The organism is Dactylosporangium sp. NPDC000555, from assembly GCF_040300025.1.
Lineage (GTDB): Bacteria > Actinomycetota > Actinomycetes > Mycobacteriales > Micromonosporaceae > Dactylosporangium.
The window spans coordinates 136,468-153,409 of sequence record NZ_JBEPDB010000009.1; the positions used below are offsets into that span (position 1 = coordinate 136,468).

The 16,942-nt window shown below is 71.4% G+C and carries 15 protein-coding genes; 8 read left to right on the forward strand and 7 right to left on the reverse strand.

What is annotated here, in order from left to right; all coding sequences use genetic code 11:
* Positions 1-2: 2 nt before the first annotated feature.
* From hisC to hppD, 4 genes are all read right to left on the reverse strand, one after another.
* Positions 3-1,040 carry a histidinol-phosphate transaminase gene (gene hisC / locus ABT297_RS08875; RefSeq protein ID WP_350546376.1) on the reverse strand — a complete coding sequence of 346 codons (1,038 nt, stop codon included), beginning with the start codon at positions 1,038-1,040 and terminating at the stop codon, positions 3-5.
* Positions 1,037-2,062: an RDD family protein gene (locus ABT297_RS08880; RefSeq protein WP_350546379.1), complete on the reverse strand. Its 1,026-nt coding sequence runs from the start codon at positions 2,060-2,062 to the stop codon at positions 1,037-1,039. The genes hisC and ABT297_RS08880 overlap by 4 nt, the downstream gene beginning before the upstream one ends.
* 61 nt (positions 2,063-2,123) lie before the next feature.
* Positions 2,124-2,672 carry an RDD family protein gene (locus ABT297_RS08885; RefSeq protein WP_350546382.1) on the reverse strand — a complete coding sequence of 183 codons (549 nt, stop codon included), beginning with the start codon at positions 2,670-2,672 and terminating at the stop codon, positions 2,124-2,126.
* A gap of 268 nt (positions 2,673-2,940) precedes the next feature.
* Entirely contained in the window at positions 2,941-4,098 is a 1,158-nt protein-coding gene (gene hppD / locus ABT297_RS08890) for a 4-hydroxyphenylpyruvate dioxygenase (RefSeq protein ID WP_350546384.1), read from the reverse strand.
* Positions 4,099-4,192: 94 nt separating this feature from the next.
* On the opposite strand from hppD, the gene ABT297_RS08895 reads away from it, so the two are divergent.
* Positions 4,193-4,684: an Lrp/AsnC family transcriptional regulator gene (locus ABT297_RS08895; RefSeq protein ID WP_350546387.1), complete on the forward strand. Its 492-nt coding sequence runs from the start codon at positions 4,193-4,195 to the stop codon at positions 4,682-4,684.
* A 96-nt stretch (positions 4,685-4,780) separates the two neighbouring features.
* Positions 4,781-6,100, forward strand: coding sequence for an outer membrane protein assembly factor BamB family protein (locus tag ABT297_RS08900; protein ID WP_350546388.1), 1,320 nt, complete (start codon positions 4,781-4,783; stop codon positions 6,098-6,100).
* Positions 6,101-6,145: 45 nt separating this feature from the next.
* Here the strand turns inward: ABT297_RS08900 and ABT297_RS08905 are convergent, their stop codons facing one another.
* Complete coding sequence (locus tag ABT297_RS08905; protein ID WP_350546390.1) at positions 6,146-6,703, reverse strand: helix-turn-helix domain-containing protein; 558 nt, start codon at positions 6,701-6,703, stop codon at positions 6,146-6,148.
* Positions 6,704-6,777: 74 nt separating this feature from the next.
* Between ABT297_RS08905 and ABT297_RS08910 the strand changes: the two genes are divergently transcribed.
* The 3 genes from ABT297_RS08910 to ABT297_RS08920 all read left to right on the forward strand — a co-directional run bounded on the left by ABT297_RS08910 (position 6,778) and on the right by ABT297_RS08920 (position 9,591).
* A complete protein-coding gene (locus ABT297_RS08910; protein WP_350546391.1) occupies positions 6,778-7,461 on the forward strand; it encodes an AzlC family ABC transporter permease in 684 nt (227 codons plus the stop codon).
* A gap of 174 nt (positions 7,462-7,635) precedes the next feature.
* Positions 7,636-7,944, forward strand: a complete 309-nt coding sequence (locus tag ABT297_RS08915) for an AzlD domain-containing protein (protein WP_350546393.1) — start codon at positions 7,636-7,638, stop codon at positions 7,942-7,944.
* A gap of 12 nt (positions 7,945-7,956) precedes the next feature.
* Positions 7,957-9,591: a fumarate hydratase gene (locus ABT297_RS08920; RefSeq protein WP_350546394.1), complete on the forward strand. Its 1,635-nt coding sequence runs from the start codon at positions 7,957-7,959 to the stop codon at positions 9,589-9,591.
* A 122-nt stretch (positions 9,592-9,713) separates the two neighbouring features.
* Here the strand turns inward: ABT297_RS08920 and ABT297_RS08925 are convergent, their stop codons facing one another.
* The gene (locus tag ABT297_RS08925; protein WP_350546396.1) at positions 9,714-9,917 is read right to left on the reverse strand and encodes a cold-shock protein; all 204 of its coding nucleotides are present in this window, start codon (positions 9,915-9,917) and stop codon (positions 9,714-9,716) included.
* Positions 9,918-10,028: 111 nt separating this feature from the next.
* A complete protein-coding gene (locus ABT297_RS08930; RefSeq protein WP_350546397.1) occupies positions 10,029-11,210 on the reverse strand; it encodes an MFS transporter in 1,182 nt (393 codons plus the stop codon).
* A gap of 72 nt (positions 11,211-11,282) precedes the next feature.
* Between ABT297_RS08930 and ABT297_RS08935 the strand changes: the two genes are divergently transcribed.
* The 3 genes from ABT297_RS08935 (at position 11,283) to ABT297_RS08945 (ending at position 16,873) form a co-directional block, all read left to right on the forward strand.
* A complete protein-coding gene (locus ABT297_RS08935; RefSeq protein ID WP_350546399.1) occupies positions 11,283-12,125 on the forward strand; it encodes a LysR family transcriptional regulator in 843 nt (280 codons plus the stop codon).
* A 384-nt stretch (positions 12,126-12,509) separates the two neighbouring features.
* The gene (locus tag ABT297_RS08940; RefSeq protein ID WP_350546401.1) at positions 12,510-15,437 is read left to right on the forward strand and encodes an AfsR/SARP family transcriptional regulator; all 2,928 of its coding nucleotides are present in this window, start codon (positions 12,510-12,512) and stop codon (positions 15,435-15,437) included.
* Positions 15,438-15,478: 41 nt separating this feature from the next.
* Positions 15,479-16,873 carry a class II fumarate hydratase gene (locus tag ABT297_RS08945; RefSeq protein WP_350546402.1) on the forward strand — a complete coding sequence of 465 codons (1,395 nt, stop codon included), beginning with the start codon at positions 15,479-15,481 and terminating at the stop codon, positions 16,871-16,873.
* Positions 16,874-16,942: the final 69 nt, after the last annotated feature.

The following is a 16,942-nucleotide window of genomic DNA, read 5'->3' on the forward strand; positions in this document are numbered from 1 at the left end:
CGTTAGAGGATCACGCTCAGGAAGGCGTCGTTCTCCTCCGGCGTGCCGATCGTGACGCGGACGCCGTAGCCCTGGAAGGCGCGGACGATCACGCCAGCCCGCTCGCAGGCGGCGGCGAACTCGTCGGACTTGTCGCCCAGCGGCAGCCAGAAGAAGTTCGCCTGGGTCTCGGGCACCTCGGGGTACACCTTGCGGACCGCGTCGACCACCCGGGACCGCTCGGCGACGATCACGTCGACCCGTCGTTGCATCTCGGCCTCGGCGCCGAGCGCGGCCAGGGCGGCGGCCTGCGCGGCGAGCGAGGTGGAGAACGGCGTGACGACCTTGCGCACGGCGGTGACCACCTCGGGCGAGCCGATCAGGTATCCGACGCGCAGGCCGGCCAGGCCCCACGCCTTCGAAAGGGTGCGCAGCACGACGACGTTGGGGCGGTCGCCGTACTCCACCAGGCCGTCGGGCACGGCCGGGTCGGTGACGAACTCGCGGTAGGCCTCGTCGAGGGCGACCAGCACGTTGCTGGGCACCTTGTCGATGAACGCGTCGAGCTCGGCCTTGCGCACCGCGGTGCCGGTCGGGTTGTTCGGGTTGCACACGATGACCAGCCGGGTGCGTTCGGTGATCGCGGCCGCCATGGCGTCGAGGTCGTGGCCGTGCTCGGCGGTGTTGGGGACGCGGACGCTGGTGGCCGCGGTGGCCGCGCTGATGATCGGGTACGCCTCGAAGGACCGCCAGGGGTAGATGGCCTCGTCGCCGGGCAGGCAGGTGACGCGGAACAGGTGCTCGAAGAGGGCGACGGAGCCGCAGCCGGTCGCGACGCGAGCGGGGTCGACGTCGAGCCGGTCGGCGATGCGGCCGCGCAGCTCGGTGGCGCCCATGTCCGGGTACCGGTGCATGTTGGTCGCCGCGGCGGTGACCGCCTCCACCACGCCGGGCAGCGGGCCGAAGGGCACCTCGTTGCTGGCCAGCTTGATCGCGCCGGGCACGCTACGACCCGGAACGTAGGCGGGAAGGGCGTCGAGATCCGGGCGGGTGAGGCTCATGAGTGGTCTCCGGTGTTCTGGTTCTGGGGGTGGGAGTCGGTGGGGGGCTGGGCGTCGCTGGAGGGCTCCGCCATCACCACGACGGTGCCGGCGGAACGGTCGTGGAAGGCGCGGTGCAGCGGCCAGTCGAACACCGGCGAGATGCTGTCGATGAACTGCAGCAAGAAGCCGACGCCGCAGGTCCACAGCAGCACGGACAGGCCGAGCGGGTTCCACCGGCGGATCGCCCGGCCGAAGCCGAGCGGCTTGTCGCTGTCGAGGCCGACCACCTTGATCCTCAACAGCCGTTTGCCGAGCGTCTGGCCGCCGCCGGCGATCGCGGGCACCTCGTAGGCGAACCACAGCGCCGCGATGAGGATCAGGATCACGATCTGCAGGGAGCTGGCGCGCTCGGGCGTGGCCAGCTCGCCGACGGGCTCGCCGGCCAGCTGCCGGCGCCAGATCTCGGCCATGACCGGGCCGACGTCCTTGACGTACTGATAGATGAACCAGCCGGTGACCGCGGCGTTGAGCAGCGCGACCATCAGGATGTCGATGAGCCGGGCCAGCAGCCGCGAGCCCAGCGGCGCGAGGGCGTGTCCGTGCGGGCGGACCACCTGGCTCGGCAGCCCGGGCTGCGGCGGCAGCAGCACCTGCACCGCGCCGGCCGGCAGGTTGCCCTGCGGCATCAGCCCGGGCGGCAGCGGTGTGCCCGGCGGCAGCACGATCGCGCCCGGTGGCAGCTGGCCGGGTGGGAACCCGCCGGGCGGGATCGGCGTGCCGGGCGGGAGCACCACGGCGCCCTGCGACAGCGGCGTGCCCGGAATGGTCGCGATCGGCGGCAACGGGTTTTGACCGTTTTGCCCGGTATGTTGGGGAGCGCTCGGTGTTGGAGGCGACGGGGGTGTCGGCGCGTCGACCTTCGGCGGCTCCGTCGGGGTCGGCGCTGAAGCGGGAACGGGCTCGCCGATCCAGCCCTCGCCGTCCCAATACCGCTGGACGTCCGGGTCAACAGGGTCCTTGTACCACCCAGGCGCTGTCACGCCGCCTCCGCCTCCGTGCTGCTCATCCGATGGTTCACCAGATCATCAGACCTTTACCAGATCATCCGGCCTTCACCACAATGGTGCCCGCCGCCTTGTCGTGCAGGCACTGCTGGTAGGGCTTGTCCCACAGCTGCCACAGTCCGTCGATCCACGAGAAGAACGGGACGACGATCGCCACCGGGTACTGCACCGCCCACCGCTTGAGCAGCACGCCCCGGTCGATCGGCACGGCCGGGGCGGTGGCGCGGATCAGCTGCAGCTTCATCGCCCGCTTGCCCCAGGTGACGCCGGTCCGGCCGAACATCTCGACGTGGTACACGTATCCGATCACGATCGTCAGCAGGATGAAGCCCGCCTCGATCAGCAGCGGCACGCCGATGAACATGCCCATGCTCGGCGAGCTGGTCACCGCGCCGGTCACCGGGTCGGTCTCGACCCGCGAGGCCGCGCCGGCCATGACCGCGAACATCGCGATCAAGGTGGGGACCAGCAGCACGATGTTGACGCCCGCGAGCACCGCGCCGTCGATCAGGATCGCGACGAACCGGTCGCCGAAGCTCGCCAGGGGCCGCCCGTCGGGGGCCAGCGCCACGTAGGCCCGCGGCACGCCGTACTGACCCTGTGGATACCCGGGCTGTGGATAACCCGCCGCCGGCTGCCCCTGCTGTGGATAACCGGGCTGTGGATAACCCGGTCCCGGGAGGGCTTGCTGTGGATAACCAGGCTCTCCGTAGCCGCTGGGCTGTGGATAACCGGCCGCCGGCGGTGCACTCTGTGGATAACCCTGTTGATAACCCTGCGGATGTCCGGGTGGCGGCCCGTAGTTCGGGACACCACCCGGCTGCGGCTGGCCCGGATACGTCACCCGGACAGTGTTACAGGTTTCCGCGAAGTTCCTGCTCCCGCTCGATTGCCTCGAAGAGCGCCTTGAAGTTGCCCTTGCCGAAGCCGAGCGAGCCGTGGCGCTCGATGATCTCGAAGAAGACCGTCGGGCGGTCCTGCACCGGCTTGGTGAAGATCTGCAGCAGGTAGCCGTCCTCGTCGCGGTCGACGAGGATGCCGCGGGACTTGAGCTCTTCGATGGGCGCGCGGACCTGGCCGATGCGGGCGCGCAGCTCCGGGTCGTCGTAGTACGAGTCCGGCGTGGTGAGGAACTCAACACCGGCGGCGCGCATCTCGTCGACGCTGCGCAGGATGTCGCTCGTGGCGAGCGCGATGTGCTGCGCGCCCGGCCCGTCGTAGAACTCCAGGTACTCGTCGATCTGCGACTTCTTGCGCGACACGGCGGGCTCGTTCAGCGGGAACTTGACCTTGCGGGTGCCGCTGGCCACGACCTTGCTCATCAGCGCCGAGTACTCGGTGGCGATGTCGTCGCCGACGAACTCCGCCATGTTGGTGAAGCCCATGACCCGGCGGTAGAACTCGACCCACTCGTCCATGCGGCCCAGCTCGACGTTGCCGACGACGTGGTCCACGGCCTGGAAGTAGCGCCGGGCCGGCGGCGCCACGATCGGTCGCCGGGCCACGAAGCCGGGCAGGAACGGCCCGCCGTAGCGCGAGCGGTCGATGAGGGTGTGGCGGGTCTCGCCGTAGGTGGCGATCGCGGCGCGGCGCACCACGCCGTGCTCGTCGCGCTCGTCGTGCGGCGCCTCGAGCCCGGCCGCGCCCTGCCGCACGGCGTAGGCGTACGCGGTGTCGACGTCGGGCACCTCCAGCGCGATGTCGGCGATGCCGTCGCCGTGCCGCTCGTGGTGCCGGGTGGCCTCGGCCTGCCGGTGTACGCCGCCGGCCAGCACGAAGACCGCGGAGCCGGCCTTCAGCACGTACTCGGCGTGGTCGCGATAACCCTGCTCCGGCCCGCGATAGGCGATCAGCGTCATGCCGAACGCCGTCGCGTAGTAGTGCGCCGCCTGCTTGGCGTTGCCGACGTAGAACCGGACGTGATCGAGGCCGGTGAGCGGGAACGGGTCGTGGGACGTGTCGTGCTCGACGGCCCCGATGAGCTCGCTGAGGTCTTCGATGGCGCGGGTCATGCCCATCAGCGTCGCCCGCCCCGGTCCGGTTGGGCAAGGAACGCCGATCCGCCTGGTCAGGTTGTACATTCGGCCCGAGATTTAGGGTGTACCGGTGAACAGTTTGCCCAGTGAAATCGACTCTCTCGATGCACGGCTGATCGCACTGCTGGACGCCGAGCCCCGGATCGGCGTCCTGGAGTGCTCGCGGCGGCTGCGGGTGGCTCGCGGCACCGTCCAGGCCCGGCTCGACCGCCTCGCGGCCCGCGGGGTGATCCGCGGCAACGGCCCGGACATCGACCCGGCTGCGCTCGGCTACGGCGTGACGGCGTTCGTGACGCTGGAGATCCGGCAGCGCTTCGGCCACGACCCGGTGGCGGCGCACCTGGAGGAGATCCCGGAGGTGCTGGAGGTACACACGATCACCGGCTCGGGCGACCTGCTGTGCCGGATCGTGGCGCGCTCCAATGCCGACCTGCAACGGGTGATCGACCGTGTGATGAGCCACGAGGGGATCGTGCGGTCCTCGACGATCATCGCGCTGGCGGAGCAGATCCGCTACCGCGTGCTCCCGCTGGTCGAGGCCGCCGCCCGGCCCCAGCCGTGAATCGGGCGCTGAGCCACCCGCACGGGTGAAAACGCGCGACACGGGCAAAAGCGGCCATCCGCCGGCGTACCATGCTGCGGCGTTACGCTGCGCCACGTGGCTAGGGGAGCGGTCCGCAACGTCGAGACGGCGCTCGGCGCGATCGGTGTGCTGGCGCTCATCATCACCAGCATCCTGATCACCGGCTGGAATCCGGTGCCCAAGGTGACCGACTGGTGGGAGAAGGTGGCCTCCAGTACCAACAAGCTCTCCACCCCGGACACCACCTGGACCGAGCGGGTCGGCGGCCAGCCCTCCTCGGCCGTCATCGCCGGCGACGCCGTCATCGTCTCCATGCGCGGCACGGTCGAGGCGCGATCGCTCAGCGCCGGGACCGTGCTGTGGCAGCGGGAGGCCGACTGGGCCGGCGTGGCCGGCGACGGCGGCAACACGGTCGCCGTGGTCGGGCGGCGCGGGAAGGGCCTGGAGGCGCTCGAGCCGTCGAGCGGCAGCCCGCGCTGGAAGGACGGCGACGCCGTCGGCGCGTGGACCTTCCGCGAAACCGTGCTGACCCTGGCCTGCGGCGGCCTGTCGGACTGCACGCTGACGGCCCGCGCGCCGCGCGACGGCGCGCAGCTATGGAAGCTCACGCTGCCCGGCATTGGGCGGGTGCTCAACGGCGTCAACTCGGACCTGCTCGGCACCGAGGTGATGGCCGGGGCGTACCGCGACGCGATCGAGGCCATGCCGCGGCCGATCCCGGCGATGCTGGGGTTCCCGATCGAGCAGAGGGTGCGGGTCGTCGACACCGTGCACGGCAAGCTGCTGCGCGCGGAGGAGCCGTCGAACACGGCCCGGGTGGTGGTCGTGGGCGGGCGGGTGCTGGTGTCCACGGCGATCCCGAAGGACGGCAACTGCCGGTACAGCCTGGAGGGGCGCGACCCGGCGACCGGCAAGTCGCTGTGGAAGAAGGACGGGTACGACCTGCGGACCGCCTCCGGCGCCGGCTGCGAGCAGCGCCGCGACCCGGCGGGCGCGGACACCGTGCTGGCGGCGATCCGCGGGGACAACCGCGAGGTGTTCCTGTCCCCGCGCGACGGGCGCGACATGTGGGCCGGCGCCGAGGGCGACGTGATCGTGGCGGCCGACAGCCAGTACGGCCTGGTGCGCACCGACGGCGGCAAGAACGTCTCGGTCGTCGGCTTCGAGCGCGGCGGCCGGCTGTGGCAGCAGGAGGTCCCGGCGAAGGCCGGCGTGGCGGTCTCGCGCTACGCGGTGCTGGTGCGCGACTCGGCGCAGGGCAAGCTGACCGCGTACGCCCCCGACAGCGGCCGGGTGCTGCTGGACGCCAAGACGACCGTGGAGGTGCTCGGCATCGGCGAGCGCGGCCTCATGGTCGGCCGCGGCCGGACGATCGGCTACCTGCCCTACGGCTGATGAAGGCGTCACGTCGGCGCGTTTCCACGGCGTGCTGCCGTGCGGTCAGCGGTGTTCCATGATGAGCGCGAACGATGTGTTCGGGGCGAGGGCCTCGTAGCCGTGCGCGACGTCGCCGGCGAAGGAGGCGTAGTCGTGCACGTCGAGGTCGACCGCGGAGTCCTCGGGGCCGACCCGGAGCCGGCCGCTGATCATCACCACGTGCTCGATCGTGCCCGGGTTGTGGGCGTCGGCCTTGCGGGCGCCGACCGGCTCGGCGCGCATCAGGTAGATGTCCCGGCGTACCCCGGGCGGCGAGGTCGCCAGCAGCTTGCCCATGAAGTCGGCCTGCTCGGACTTCACCGACGGACCCTCGCCGGCGCGGATCACCCGCGGCGCCGTCGGCGGCGGCTCGACGAGCCGGCTGAACGGCACGTTGAGCGCGACCGCGAGGGCCCACAGCGTCTCGATGTTCGGGTTGCCGGCGCCCGCCTCGAGCTGGCTGAGCGTGGACTTGGCGATCCCGGCGCGCTTGGCGACCTCGCTGAGGGACAGCTTCTCGCGCTCGCGCTCGCGGCGGAGGGCGGCCGCGATGAGGTCGATCGGCGGCTTGTTCGGGTCCATGCGCGATCCGTTCGGTGCATCGAACGAGTCATTCGGCTTGACGAACGACTGGGACGGGTACAGCATACCGAACTATGCGTTCGATTCTCCGAACAGATCCGATCGCCCGCGACGCGGCGGCGCTGTGCGCGGCGGCCGTGGTCGTCGGGTTGTCATTCGGCGCGATCGCGTCGGCCGCCGGCGTGCCGCTGGGGCAGATCCTGGTCATGAACGCGTTCGTCTACGCGGGCGGCGCGCAGTTCCTGGCCGTGGGCCTGGCCGGCGCCGGCGCCACGGCGGCCGCGATCGTGCTCGCCGGGCTGCTGCTCAACGCCCGCCACCTGCCGTTCGGGCTGGCGGTCGGCAACGAGGTGCTCGGCGACCGGCGCCCCGCCCGGCTGCTGGGCAGCCACCTGATGACCGACGAGTCGGTCGCCTTCGCCCTCGCCCAGAACGATCCGGCGCGCCGCCGCCGGGCCTACTGGACGACGGGCATCGCCCTGTTCCTGACCTGGAACGTCTCGGCCGCGGTCGGGGCGATCGCCGGCTCGGCGCTGGGCGACCCGAACACATTCGGCATCGACGCCGCGTTTCCGGCGGCGCTGCTGGCGCTGACGCTGCCGTCGCTCAAGGACCGGGCGTCGGTGCGCGTGGCCGTCGCCGGCGCGGTGCTCGCGCTCGCGACCACGCCGTTCCTGCCGGCCGGCCTGCCGGTGCTCATAGCACTGGTCGGCCTGGCGCTGGCCCTGCCACTGCCCAAGGCGGTGCGGCGTTCATGAGCGGTACGGAGCGAAGCGGAGTGGCCGCTCATCATGGGTGCAGGTTTAGCTCGTGTCGCGGCCGTAGCGGAGCGGAGGGTTCGGCATGAGCGGTACGGAGCGAAGCGGAGTGGCCGCTCATCATGGGTGCAGGTTCAGCTCGTGCCGCGGCCGTAGCGAAGTGGAGATGTCGGCATGAGTTGGATTGCCATTATCGCGCTTGCCGCCGGGACCTACGCGTTTCGCGTCGCCGGGCCCGTGCTGCGCGACCGGATCTCGGTTTCGGAGCAGGTCAAGCGATACCTCACGCTCGCCGCGGTCGCGCTGCTGGCGGCGCTCATCGGCACCGCCGCGCTGCTGGACGGCACGCACTTCGTCGGCATCGCGCGCCCGGCCGGCGTCCTGGTCGGCGCGGTCCTGGCCTGGCGCAAGGCGCCGTTCGTCGTCGTGGTGGTGGCCGCCGCACTCACTGCCGCCCTGCTCAGGGTCGCCGGAGTGGAGTAATACAGTCGTGGGATGCCCGAATTCGCGTTCTCGCCGCTGCTGCCGATCGGACCCGACGCCACCGAATACCGCTTGGTCACCAGCGACGGGATCGGGCGCGACGGCCGGTTCCTGACCGTCGAGCCGGAGGCGCTGACCCGCCTGACCGACGAGGCCATGCACGACATCGCGCACTTCCTGCGCCCCGCCCACCTGACGCAGCTGCGCTCGATCATCGACGACCCGCTGGCGTCCTCGAACGACCGGTTCGTGGCGCTCGACCTGCTGCGCAATGCCAACATCGCGGCCGGCGGCGTGCTGCCGATGTGCCAGGACACCGGCACGGCGATCGTCATGGGCAAGCGCGGCCGGTTCGTGCTCACCGACGGCAACGACGAGGCGGCGATCGCCCGCGGGGTGTTCGACGCGTACACGAGGCTCAACCTGCGGTACTCGCAGCTCGCGCCGCTGACCATGTGGGACGAGAAGAACACGGGCTCCAACCTGCCGGCGCAGATCGAGCTGTACGCCGAGGGCGACGACGCCTACAAGTTCCTCTTCATGGCCAAGGGCGGCGGCTCGGCCAACAAGAGCTACCTCTACCAGGAGACGAAGGCGCTGCTCAATCCCACCCGGATGATGCAGTTCCTGGAGGAGAAGCTGCGGCTGATCGGCACCGCCGCGTGCCCGCCGTACCACCTGGCGATCGTCATCGGCGGCACCTCGGCCGAGCACGCGCTCAAGACCGCCAAGCTCGCCTCGGCGAAGTACCTCGACACATTGCCCACCGCCGGCTCACCGGTCGGCCACGGCTTCCGCGACGTGGAGCTCGAGGCCGAGGTGCTGCAGCTGACCCGCGAGTTCGGCATCGGCGCCCAGTTCGGCGGCCGGTACTTCTGCCACGACGTCCGCGTCGTGCGCCTCCCGCGCCACGGCGCCTCCTGCCCGGTCGCGATCGCGGTGTCCTGCTCCGCCGACCGCCAGGCGGTCGGGAAGATCAACGAGCAGGGCATCTGGCTCGAGCAGCTCGAGACCGACCCGGCCCGCTTCCTGCCCGACGTCACCGACGAGCACCTCGACGACGACGTCGTCACCGTCGACCTCAACCGTCCGATGGCCGAGATCCGGGCCCAGCTGTCCGCCCTGCCGGTCAAGACCCGCCTGTCGCTGACCGGCCCGCTGGTCGTGGCCCGCGACATCGCCCACGCGAAGATCGCCGAACGCCTCGACGCCGGCGAGCCGATGCCCGCCTACCTGCGCGACCACGCCGTCTACTACGCCGGCCCGGCCAAGACCCCCGAGGGCTACGCGTCGGGCTCGTTCGGCCCGACCACGGCCGGCCGCATGGACGCGTATGTCGAGAAGTTCCAGGCCGCCGGCGGCTCGATGGTCATGCTGGCGAAGGGCAACCGCTCGAAGCAGGTCACCGACGCGTGCCGCCAGCACGGCGGCTTCTACCTGGGCTCGATCGGCGGGCCGGCCGCGCGCCTGGCCCAGGACTGCATCAAGCACGTCGAGGTCATCGAGTACCCGGAGCTGGGCATGGAGGCCGTCTGGAAGATCGATGTGGTCGACTTTCCGGCCTTCATCGTCGTCGACGACAAGGGCAACGACTTCTTCGCCGAGGTGACCACCCCGAAGCTGACCCTGCAGATCGGCAAGCGGTAACGAGCTCATCGGCCCTGCTGGGAGCCGCTTCCGGGGCCGCAAGATCACGTGGGAACGACGAAGCGCCGCATGCCAGGCATGCGGCGCTCCGACGACGCTCAGGTTTTCTTGCCAGGATCGAGTCAGAGACCGCGGACGTTCTCCGCCTGAGGACCCTTCTGGCCCTGGGTCACCTCGTACTCCACCTTCTGGCCTTCCGCGAGCTCACGGTATCCGGTGCTGGCGATGGCGGAGTAGTGGACGAAGACGTCCGCGCCGCCGTCATCCTGCTGGATGAAACCGAAGCCCTTTTCGGAGTTGAACCACTTGACAGTACCGCTAGCCACACTTTCCTCCTGATAACGGAACGGCAGTCCCTCGCCGATCGTCGGCGGTGAACCTCCGCCCCGCGGAACGATACCCGCTCCGGGCGTGAAACGCGCTACCAGGGTGTTCGTCTACGCTCGGGCGCTCGACCGGCGCGGTGCCGGCCTCGACGACAGGATGCGTCCAGCCATCGCGGCAACAAGGCCGGCCAGTCCGGCCGCCGCGAAGCCGCCCGCTGGTGCGGAGAGGTCGATCGCCATCCCGACGATCGGGGATCCGAGCGCGAAACCCGCGCTCTGCGCCGAGGATTGCAGACCTGTCGCCTCACCCCGCACGCTGGCCGGCGCCAGCCGGCTCACCGCGTCGGCCACCGTGGAGAGGGTCGGTGCGGTGAGAAGCCCGGCGCCGGCAACGGCCACGCACAACCAGGGCCAGTCGCGGGCGAGCCCGGCGGGAATCGTCACGAGCCCGAGCAGGCCGAGCAGCAGCCAGGTGGGCAGTGACCGGGGCAGCGCGCCATAGATGAGCCCGCCGGCGACGGACGTCACGCCGAACACGGCTACGACCCCGGCGGCCCAGGAGACCTGACCCGCCTCTTGCAGCGTGGCGACGATGGCGAGGTCGACGCCGCTGAGCAGCGTCGTGGTGCCGACCGCCATCGTCAGTGCGGCAATCATGCCGGCGCCCAGCCACTCCCGGCGCGGCGGCCGTCCGGCCGCGCCGGCATCCGCCTCGTCCTGGGCGCGCACCGGCGGGTTGAGCAAGGCGATCCCGGCGCCGCCGGCCGCGATCGCGGCACCGACCCCCCACGCCACCACATCGGGAGACATCTTCGCCGCACACACGATCACGACCGCCGGGCCCACGATGTACGACAGTTCGCCCTGCACCGATTCCAGCGCGAACGCGGCCCGGCGCTGTCCCGCCGTCGTCATCGCGGCGATCGCCTGTCTGGTCACCGCCTGGGCCGGCACCATCAGCAGACCCGCCGCGAAGGCGGCGCCCAGCAGGATCGCGTACGGCAGGATCGGCACGCTCAGCCAGAACGCGACCTGCAGGACGACAGTGACCAGTAGCACGGTACGCAGGCCCCGCCGGTCGATCATGCGGCCGAGCAGCGGCCCGCCCAGCGCCACTCCGGCGGTCAGGGCCGCCGCGACACCACCCGCTGCCGCGTAGCTCATGCCCAGTCCCAGTACGACGTACATCGTCAGCGCCATCACGTCCGCCGTGATCGCGGTCCGGGCGAGCAGCGAAACGCCCAGCAGCGATGCGATTCCTGGCACGGCGAGCACCTGCCGGTATCCGGTCACCCACGTGACGCTAGATCGATCGTCGGGTTATAGGAACCACTAATCTGCTTGGACCTGCCATAGTGAATGCTTATGGCCCGAGATCTTGAAATCGCGTTGCTGCGGTCGTTCGTCACCGCCCTGCGGGCGGGCAGCATCAGCCGCGCCGCGGCTGCGCTCGGACATACTCAGCCCGCGCTCAGCCAGCAGTTGCGCAGGCTTGAGAGCGTTGTCGGCCGTCCGCTGCTGTACCGGTCGCCGTCTGGCGTCTCGCCGACGCGGGCGGGTGAGGAGCTCCTGCCGTACGCCGACCGCATTCTCTCGCTCTCCGCGCAGGCACTCACCGAAACCGGGCGCGCGCTCACCGGCCACTGCGGCGTCGGGCTGCTCGAAGACCTCGCCGCGTCCCAGCTTTCACAGGCCCTCGCCGATCTCGCCCGGCTGCACCCCGGCGCGACGCTGGAGGTACTCAGCGTTTCCACCGCCGAGATTCGGGAGGCCTACGACGCGGGCCGCGTCCACCTCGTGCTCGACGAGGTGCCGGACGTTCCCGGGCCGCCGCGCTGGACGGTGCGCCGCCCGCTGGTCTGGGCGGTCGGCCAGGGTGTGGACGTGGCCGCCGATCCGCTGCCGGTGGTGCTGTTCTCGAACATGTGCTCCTGGCGTACGTCGGTGCTGGAGACGCTGGAACGCACCGGTCGGCGCTGGCGGGTGGCCTTCGAAAGCAACAGCCTGGTCGGTGTGCTCGCCGCGATACGGGCCGGGCTCGGCGTCGCGGCGCTCATGCCCGCGAACCTCGAACCGGGCATGGTCTGCCCCGACGTGGATGTCCTGCCCGCCCTGCCGGACGTCGAGCTCGGTCTCGCACGGCACCCGCGGACCGACGGCGACCCGTTGATCGACGCCGTGGAGACGGCGCTACGACGCATGATCTAGCTGCGAGAACCGCGAATACCGGAAATATCGGAAAAGGGAATTCCTGCCCCGTGTTCGCGGTGCGCCGTGACGCGGCGGCCGTCCGCTGAAACGCGAAGAGATTTGGGGGCCGCACACGTCATCGGGTGCAGCCCCGCATCAAAAGGTTCGCCTGCGCGACCGAAATATCCCCGTTCGTCCAGAGCGTTGGAGGTAGCCCACCTGAGTAAGGCCAGCGCAGCTCTTGAGCAAGGACCACGCAAACTCTGGACGCATTCCGGCACACGCATGCGCTCCGCTGAAAAAGGGTCGCCGTCCCGGCTCTTTCGCCGCTCTCATCTGACTACCATCGGATATTCGAGCGGGCAGCTTCGAGGGGAGGCGGCAGCCGCACAGAGGGTGGTTATGCGCGATTCGACCCGTTTTTCGATCCTGGGACCGGTACAGATCCGTACGCCGGTTACCGAGATCACGGTCGCTGCGCCGCGCGAGCGGATTCTGCTCGCGCTTCTGCTGCTGCGCGAGGGGCAGCTGGTGCCCGTGCAACACGTCATCACCGCCCTTTGGGACACCAGCCCGCCGCCGACCGCGCGGGCGCAGGTGCACAGCTGCGTCTCCCGGCTGCGCCGGCTGCTGCGCCGTGCCGGGCTGCCGAAGGACCTTGTCGTCACCGAGCCCGCGGGGTACCGCATCAAGGTCGGCCCGGAGGACCTCGACGCCGCGCTGTTCGCGGCCCGGGTCGAGCGCGGGCGCGCCGCCGCGGCGGACGGTGACCTGGCCGGCGGCCGCGACGAGCTGCGGGCCGCGCTCTCGCTGTGGCGCGACCGGCCGCTGACCGACGTCGACTCCGACCTGGTCCGCGCCGCGGCCGCGCACCTCGACGAGCAGTGGACCGCCGCCATGGCCCTCTGCCTCGACCTGGAGCTGCAGCTCGACCTCGCCGAGGAGATCCTGGCCGAGGCGACCGAACTGGTCGAGCGGTACCCGCACCACGAGCAGTTCCGCGGCCATCTCATGACCGCGCTGGTGCGCACCGGCCGGCGCGCCGATGCCCTGGCGGTGTTCCGCCGCGGCCGGGCGCTGCTCGCCGAGGAGCTCGGCATCGAGCCCGGCGCCGAACTCGCCGAGCTGCACTGGCGCATCCTCAACAGCGACGCCGCACTGCTGCTGCCGCAGACGCCCCGCACGCGCGGCCGCCGCGCCGCCCGTTGCCTGCCCCGCGACGTCGCCGACTTCGCCGGCCGCGTCGAGCTGGTCCAGCGGCTGGTCGGCGTGCTGCGCGACGAGCGGCCCGAGGTCGTCGCGATCGACGGCATGGCCGGCACCGGCAAGACCACCCTGGCCGTGCGGGTCGCGCACGCCGCCGCCGAGCGCTACCCCGACGGCCAGCTCTACCTCGACCTGCGCGGGCACAGCGACCGAGCGCCCCTCGACCCCGGCGAGGCGATCGGCGCGCTGCTGCGCCAGCTCGGCGTGCCGGCCGAGCGGGTACCGCCGGGCCTGGACGACCGGGCCGTGCTGTGGCGCACCGAGCTCGCCGACCGGCAGGTGCTGGTGCTGCTCGACAACGCCCTCGACAACGCCCAGGTGCTGCCGATGCTGCCCGGCACCGCGCACACCGGCGTGGTCATCACCAGCCGGCGGCGCCTCGGCGGCCTCGACGGCGCGCAGACCGTGTCGCTCGACGTGCTGCCCCTCGACGACGCCGTCGAGCTGCTGCGGCGCACCGTCGGCGAGCGCGCGTACGCCGACCCCGCCCGCACCATCGAGGTCGCCGAGCTGTGCGGGCGGCTGCCGCTGGCTATCCGGCTGGCCGGTGCCCGCCTGCAGCACCGCCCCGGCTGGAGCGTCTCCGACCTGGCCATCCGGCTGCGCACCGCGGACCGGCGGCTGCCGGAGCTCGCCGTCGACGGCCGGACGGTGGCGGCCGCGTTCACGCTGTCGTACCAGCAACTGGCGGTACCGTTGCAGCGGCTCTTCGCGGTGCTGGGACTGCACCCGTCGGGCGACTTCGAGCCCGCGGCGGCCGCGGCCCTGGCCGGCCTGTCGGTCCATGAGGCCGAGGCGCTGCTGGAGGACCTGGTCGACGTGCACCTGGTCGAGGCGCCGGAGGCCGGCCGGTATCGGCTGCACGACCTGCTGCGCGACTACGCCGCCCAGCTGGCCGAGGACGACGCCGAGGCGCTGCTGCGACTGCTCGATCACTATCTGTACAGCGTGGTCGGCGCGACGCGGTTCATGGAGCTCTCCGACGCCCGCTCGCTGCTGCGCCTGGACGCCCCGCCGCCGACCGCGCTGGAGTTCGCGACCCCGCCCGCCGCCCGCCGCTGGCTCGAGCGCGAGCTGCCGAACGTGCTCGGCGTCGCCCGGCTCGCCGCCGAGGCCGGCCGGCACCGCCACACGTGCATGCTGACCCGCGCGGTGTCGCCGTTCCTGTTCGGCTTCGGCTTCGGCGAGCAGCTCGACCTGTACGAGCGGGCGATCGAGGCCGCCGTCGCGCTGCCCGACGCCGAGCTCGAGGGCGAGTCCCGCAACTACCTGGCCGCCGTGTACTTCCGCATGGGCCGCCTCACCGACGCGCTCACCACGCTGCAGACCGTCATCCGCATCGGGGAGCGGGAGAACCTACCGAGGCTCATCGGCACCGCCCTGACCAACCTCGCGATGCTGCACAGCCGCCTCGGGCAGTATCCGGAGGCCATCGCGTCGGCCGAGGCCGCCGCGGACATCGCCATCGATTCGGTACCGCCGAGCCTGGAGTTCAAGCGCAACAGCACCATCGGCCTCGTCCACACCCAGGCCGGCAACTACGCGCAGGCGCTCGCCGCCAACCGCCGCGGCCTCGCCGTCGCCCGGCGCATCGGCGGCATCCGCCCGGTCGCCATCATGATCGGCGAGCTCGGCCTCGTGCACCTGCACCTGGGCCACCTCACCGTGGCCACCGCCCTGCTGCAGCGCGCCCTGGTGCTCAAGCGCGACTCGGTCAACCAGTACGGCGCCGCGGAGACGCTGAGCAAGCTCGGCACCGCCTATCGCCTGCGGGGCCGGATCGCCGACGCCGTCACCTGCCAGCGGGCCGCCCGCGACCAGATGGAGCGCGTCGCCGACGTCTCCGGCCAGTGCCTGGCCGCCAACGACCTCGCCCTGACCCTGCGCGCGGCGGGCCGCGGCGACGAGGCCGACTGGCTCAACAAGGAGGCGTACGCCAAGGCCTCCCGCATCGGCGACCGGTACGAGCAGGCCCGCGCCCTGGCCGGCCTGAACCGCATGGACGAGGCCGTGGCGCTGTTCACCTCGCTGGGGGCTCGGGACCTCACCGCCCTCACCCGCTGATCGACCGGGGGAGCCGCGGTACCGCGGGGCAGTATTGCCCTATGGAGTACCGCGTTGAGCACGACACCATGGGTGAGGTACGCGTGCCCGCCGACGCGCTGTGGCGGGCCCAGACCCAGCGTGCGGTTTCGAACTTCCCCATCTCCGGTCTTCGTCTTCCGCCCGAGCTGATCGGCGCGATCGCCCGGATCAAGGCGGCCGCCGCGGCGGCCAACGCCTCGCTGGGCGTGCTCGATCCGGATGTCGCGGACGCGATCGTCGCCGCGGCGCGTGAGATCGCCGACGACGCGCACGAGGATCAGTTCCCGATCGACGTCTTCCAGACCGGGTCGGGCACCTCGACGAACATGAACGTCAACGAGGTCGTCGCCACCCTCGCCAGCCGCGCCCTGGGCCGGCCGGTGCACCCGAACGACCACGTCAACGCCTCCCAGTCCTCCAACGACGTGTTTCCCTCGGCCATCCACGTCGCGGTGGCCGGCGAGCTCACGTTCTCGCTGACCCCGGCCCTGGCCGCGCTCGGCGACGCGCTGCAGCGCAAGGCCGCCGAGTTCGGCCCGATCGTCAAGGCGGGCCGCACGCACCTCATGGACGCCACGCCGGTCACGCTGGGGCAGGAGTTCTCCGGGTACGCCGCGCAGGTCCGCTACGGCGTCGAGCGCATCGCGTCGGTGCTGCCCCGCGTGGCCGAGCTGCCCCTGGGCGGCACCGCGGTCGGCACCGGCCTGAACACCCCGCCCGGCTTCGCGCCCCGGGTCATCGAGCTGCTGGCCGAGGCGACCGGCCTGCCGCTCACCGAGGCCCGCAACCACTTCGAGGCCCAGGGCGCCCGCGACGCCCTCGTGGAGGCCTCGGGCGTGGCCCGCACCGTCGCCGCCGGCCTGTACAAGATCGCCAACGACATCCGCTGGATGGGCTCCGGCCCCCGCGCCGGCCTGCGCGAGCTGGCCATCCCCGACCTCCAGCCCGGCTCGTCGATCATGCCCGGCAAGGTCAACCCGGTCATCCCCGAGGCGGTACGCCAGGTCGTGGCCCAGGTCATCGGCAACGACGCGACGGTCGCGTTCGCCGGCACCCAGGGCGACTTCGAGCTCAACGTGATGCTGCCGGTGATCGCCCACGACCTGCTGGAGTCGATCCGGCTGCTGAGCAACGTGTCGCGCCTGTTCGCGGAGCGCTGCGTCGCGGACCTGCGCGCCAACGAGGAGGTGCTCGCCGCGTACGCGGCCGGCTCCCCGTCGATCGTCACGCCGCTGAACCGCTACCTGGGCTACGAGGAGGCCGCGGCGGTCGCCAAGCAGGCCCTGGCCCAGGGCCGCACGATCCGCGAGGTCGTGCTGGATCGCGGTCACGTCAAGCGCGGGACGCTCACCGAGCAGCAGCTGGACGAGGCCCTCGACCTGCTGGGCATGGCACGTTTCCGGGATTCGTCGTGATCTCGGTGCCCCTACTGTTCTTCTCAACGGCGACGACGAAGACTTCAAGGGGATACAGATGAGCGACAT

Coding starts and splice junctions, on each gene's coding strand:
- hisC (WP_350546376.1), bottom strand. CDS start 1,040: ATGAGCCTCACCCGCCCGGATCTCGACGCCCTTCCCGCCTACGTTCCG.
- hppD (WP_350546384.1), bottom strand. CDS start 4,098: ATGACCCGCGCCATCGAAGACCTCAGCGAGCTCATCGGGGCCGTCGAG.
- ABT297_RS08905 (WP_350546390.1), bottom strand. CDS start 6,703: ATGGACCCGAACAAGCCGCCGATCGACCTCATCGCGGCCGCCCTCCGC.
- ABT297_RS08910 (WP_350546391.1), top strand. CDS start 6,778: ATGCGTTCGATTCTCCGAACAGATCCGATCGCCCGCGACGCGGCGGCG.
- ABT297_RS08915 (WP_350546393.1), top strand. CDS start 7,636: ATGAGTTGGATTGCCATTATCGCGCTTGCCGCCGGGACCTACGCGTTT.
- ABT297_RS08920 (WP_350546394.1), top strand. CDS start 7,957: ATGCCCGAATTCGCGTTCTCGCCGCTGCTGCCGATCGGACCCGACGCC.
- ABT297_RS08935 (WP_350546399.1), top strand. CDS start 11,283: ATGGCCCGAGATCTTGAAATCGCGTTGCTGCGGTCGTTCGTCACCGCC.
- ABT297_RS08940 (WP_350546401.1), top strand. CDS start 12,510: ATGCGCGATTCGACCCGTTTTTCGATCCTGGGACCGGTACAGATCCGT.
- ABT297_RS08945 (WP_350546402.1), top strand. CDS start 15,479: ATGGAGTACCGCGTTGAGCACGACACCATGGGTGAGGTACGCGTGCCC.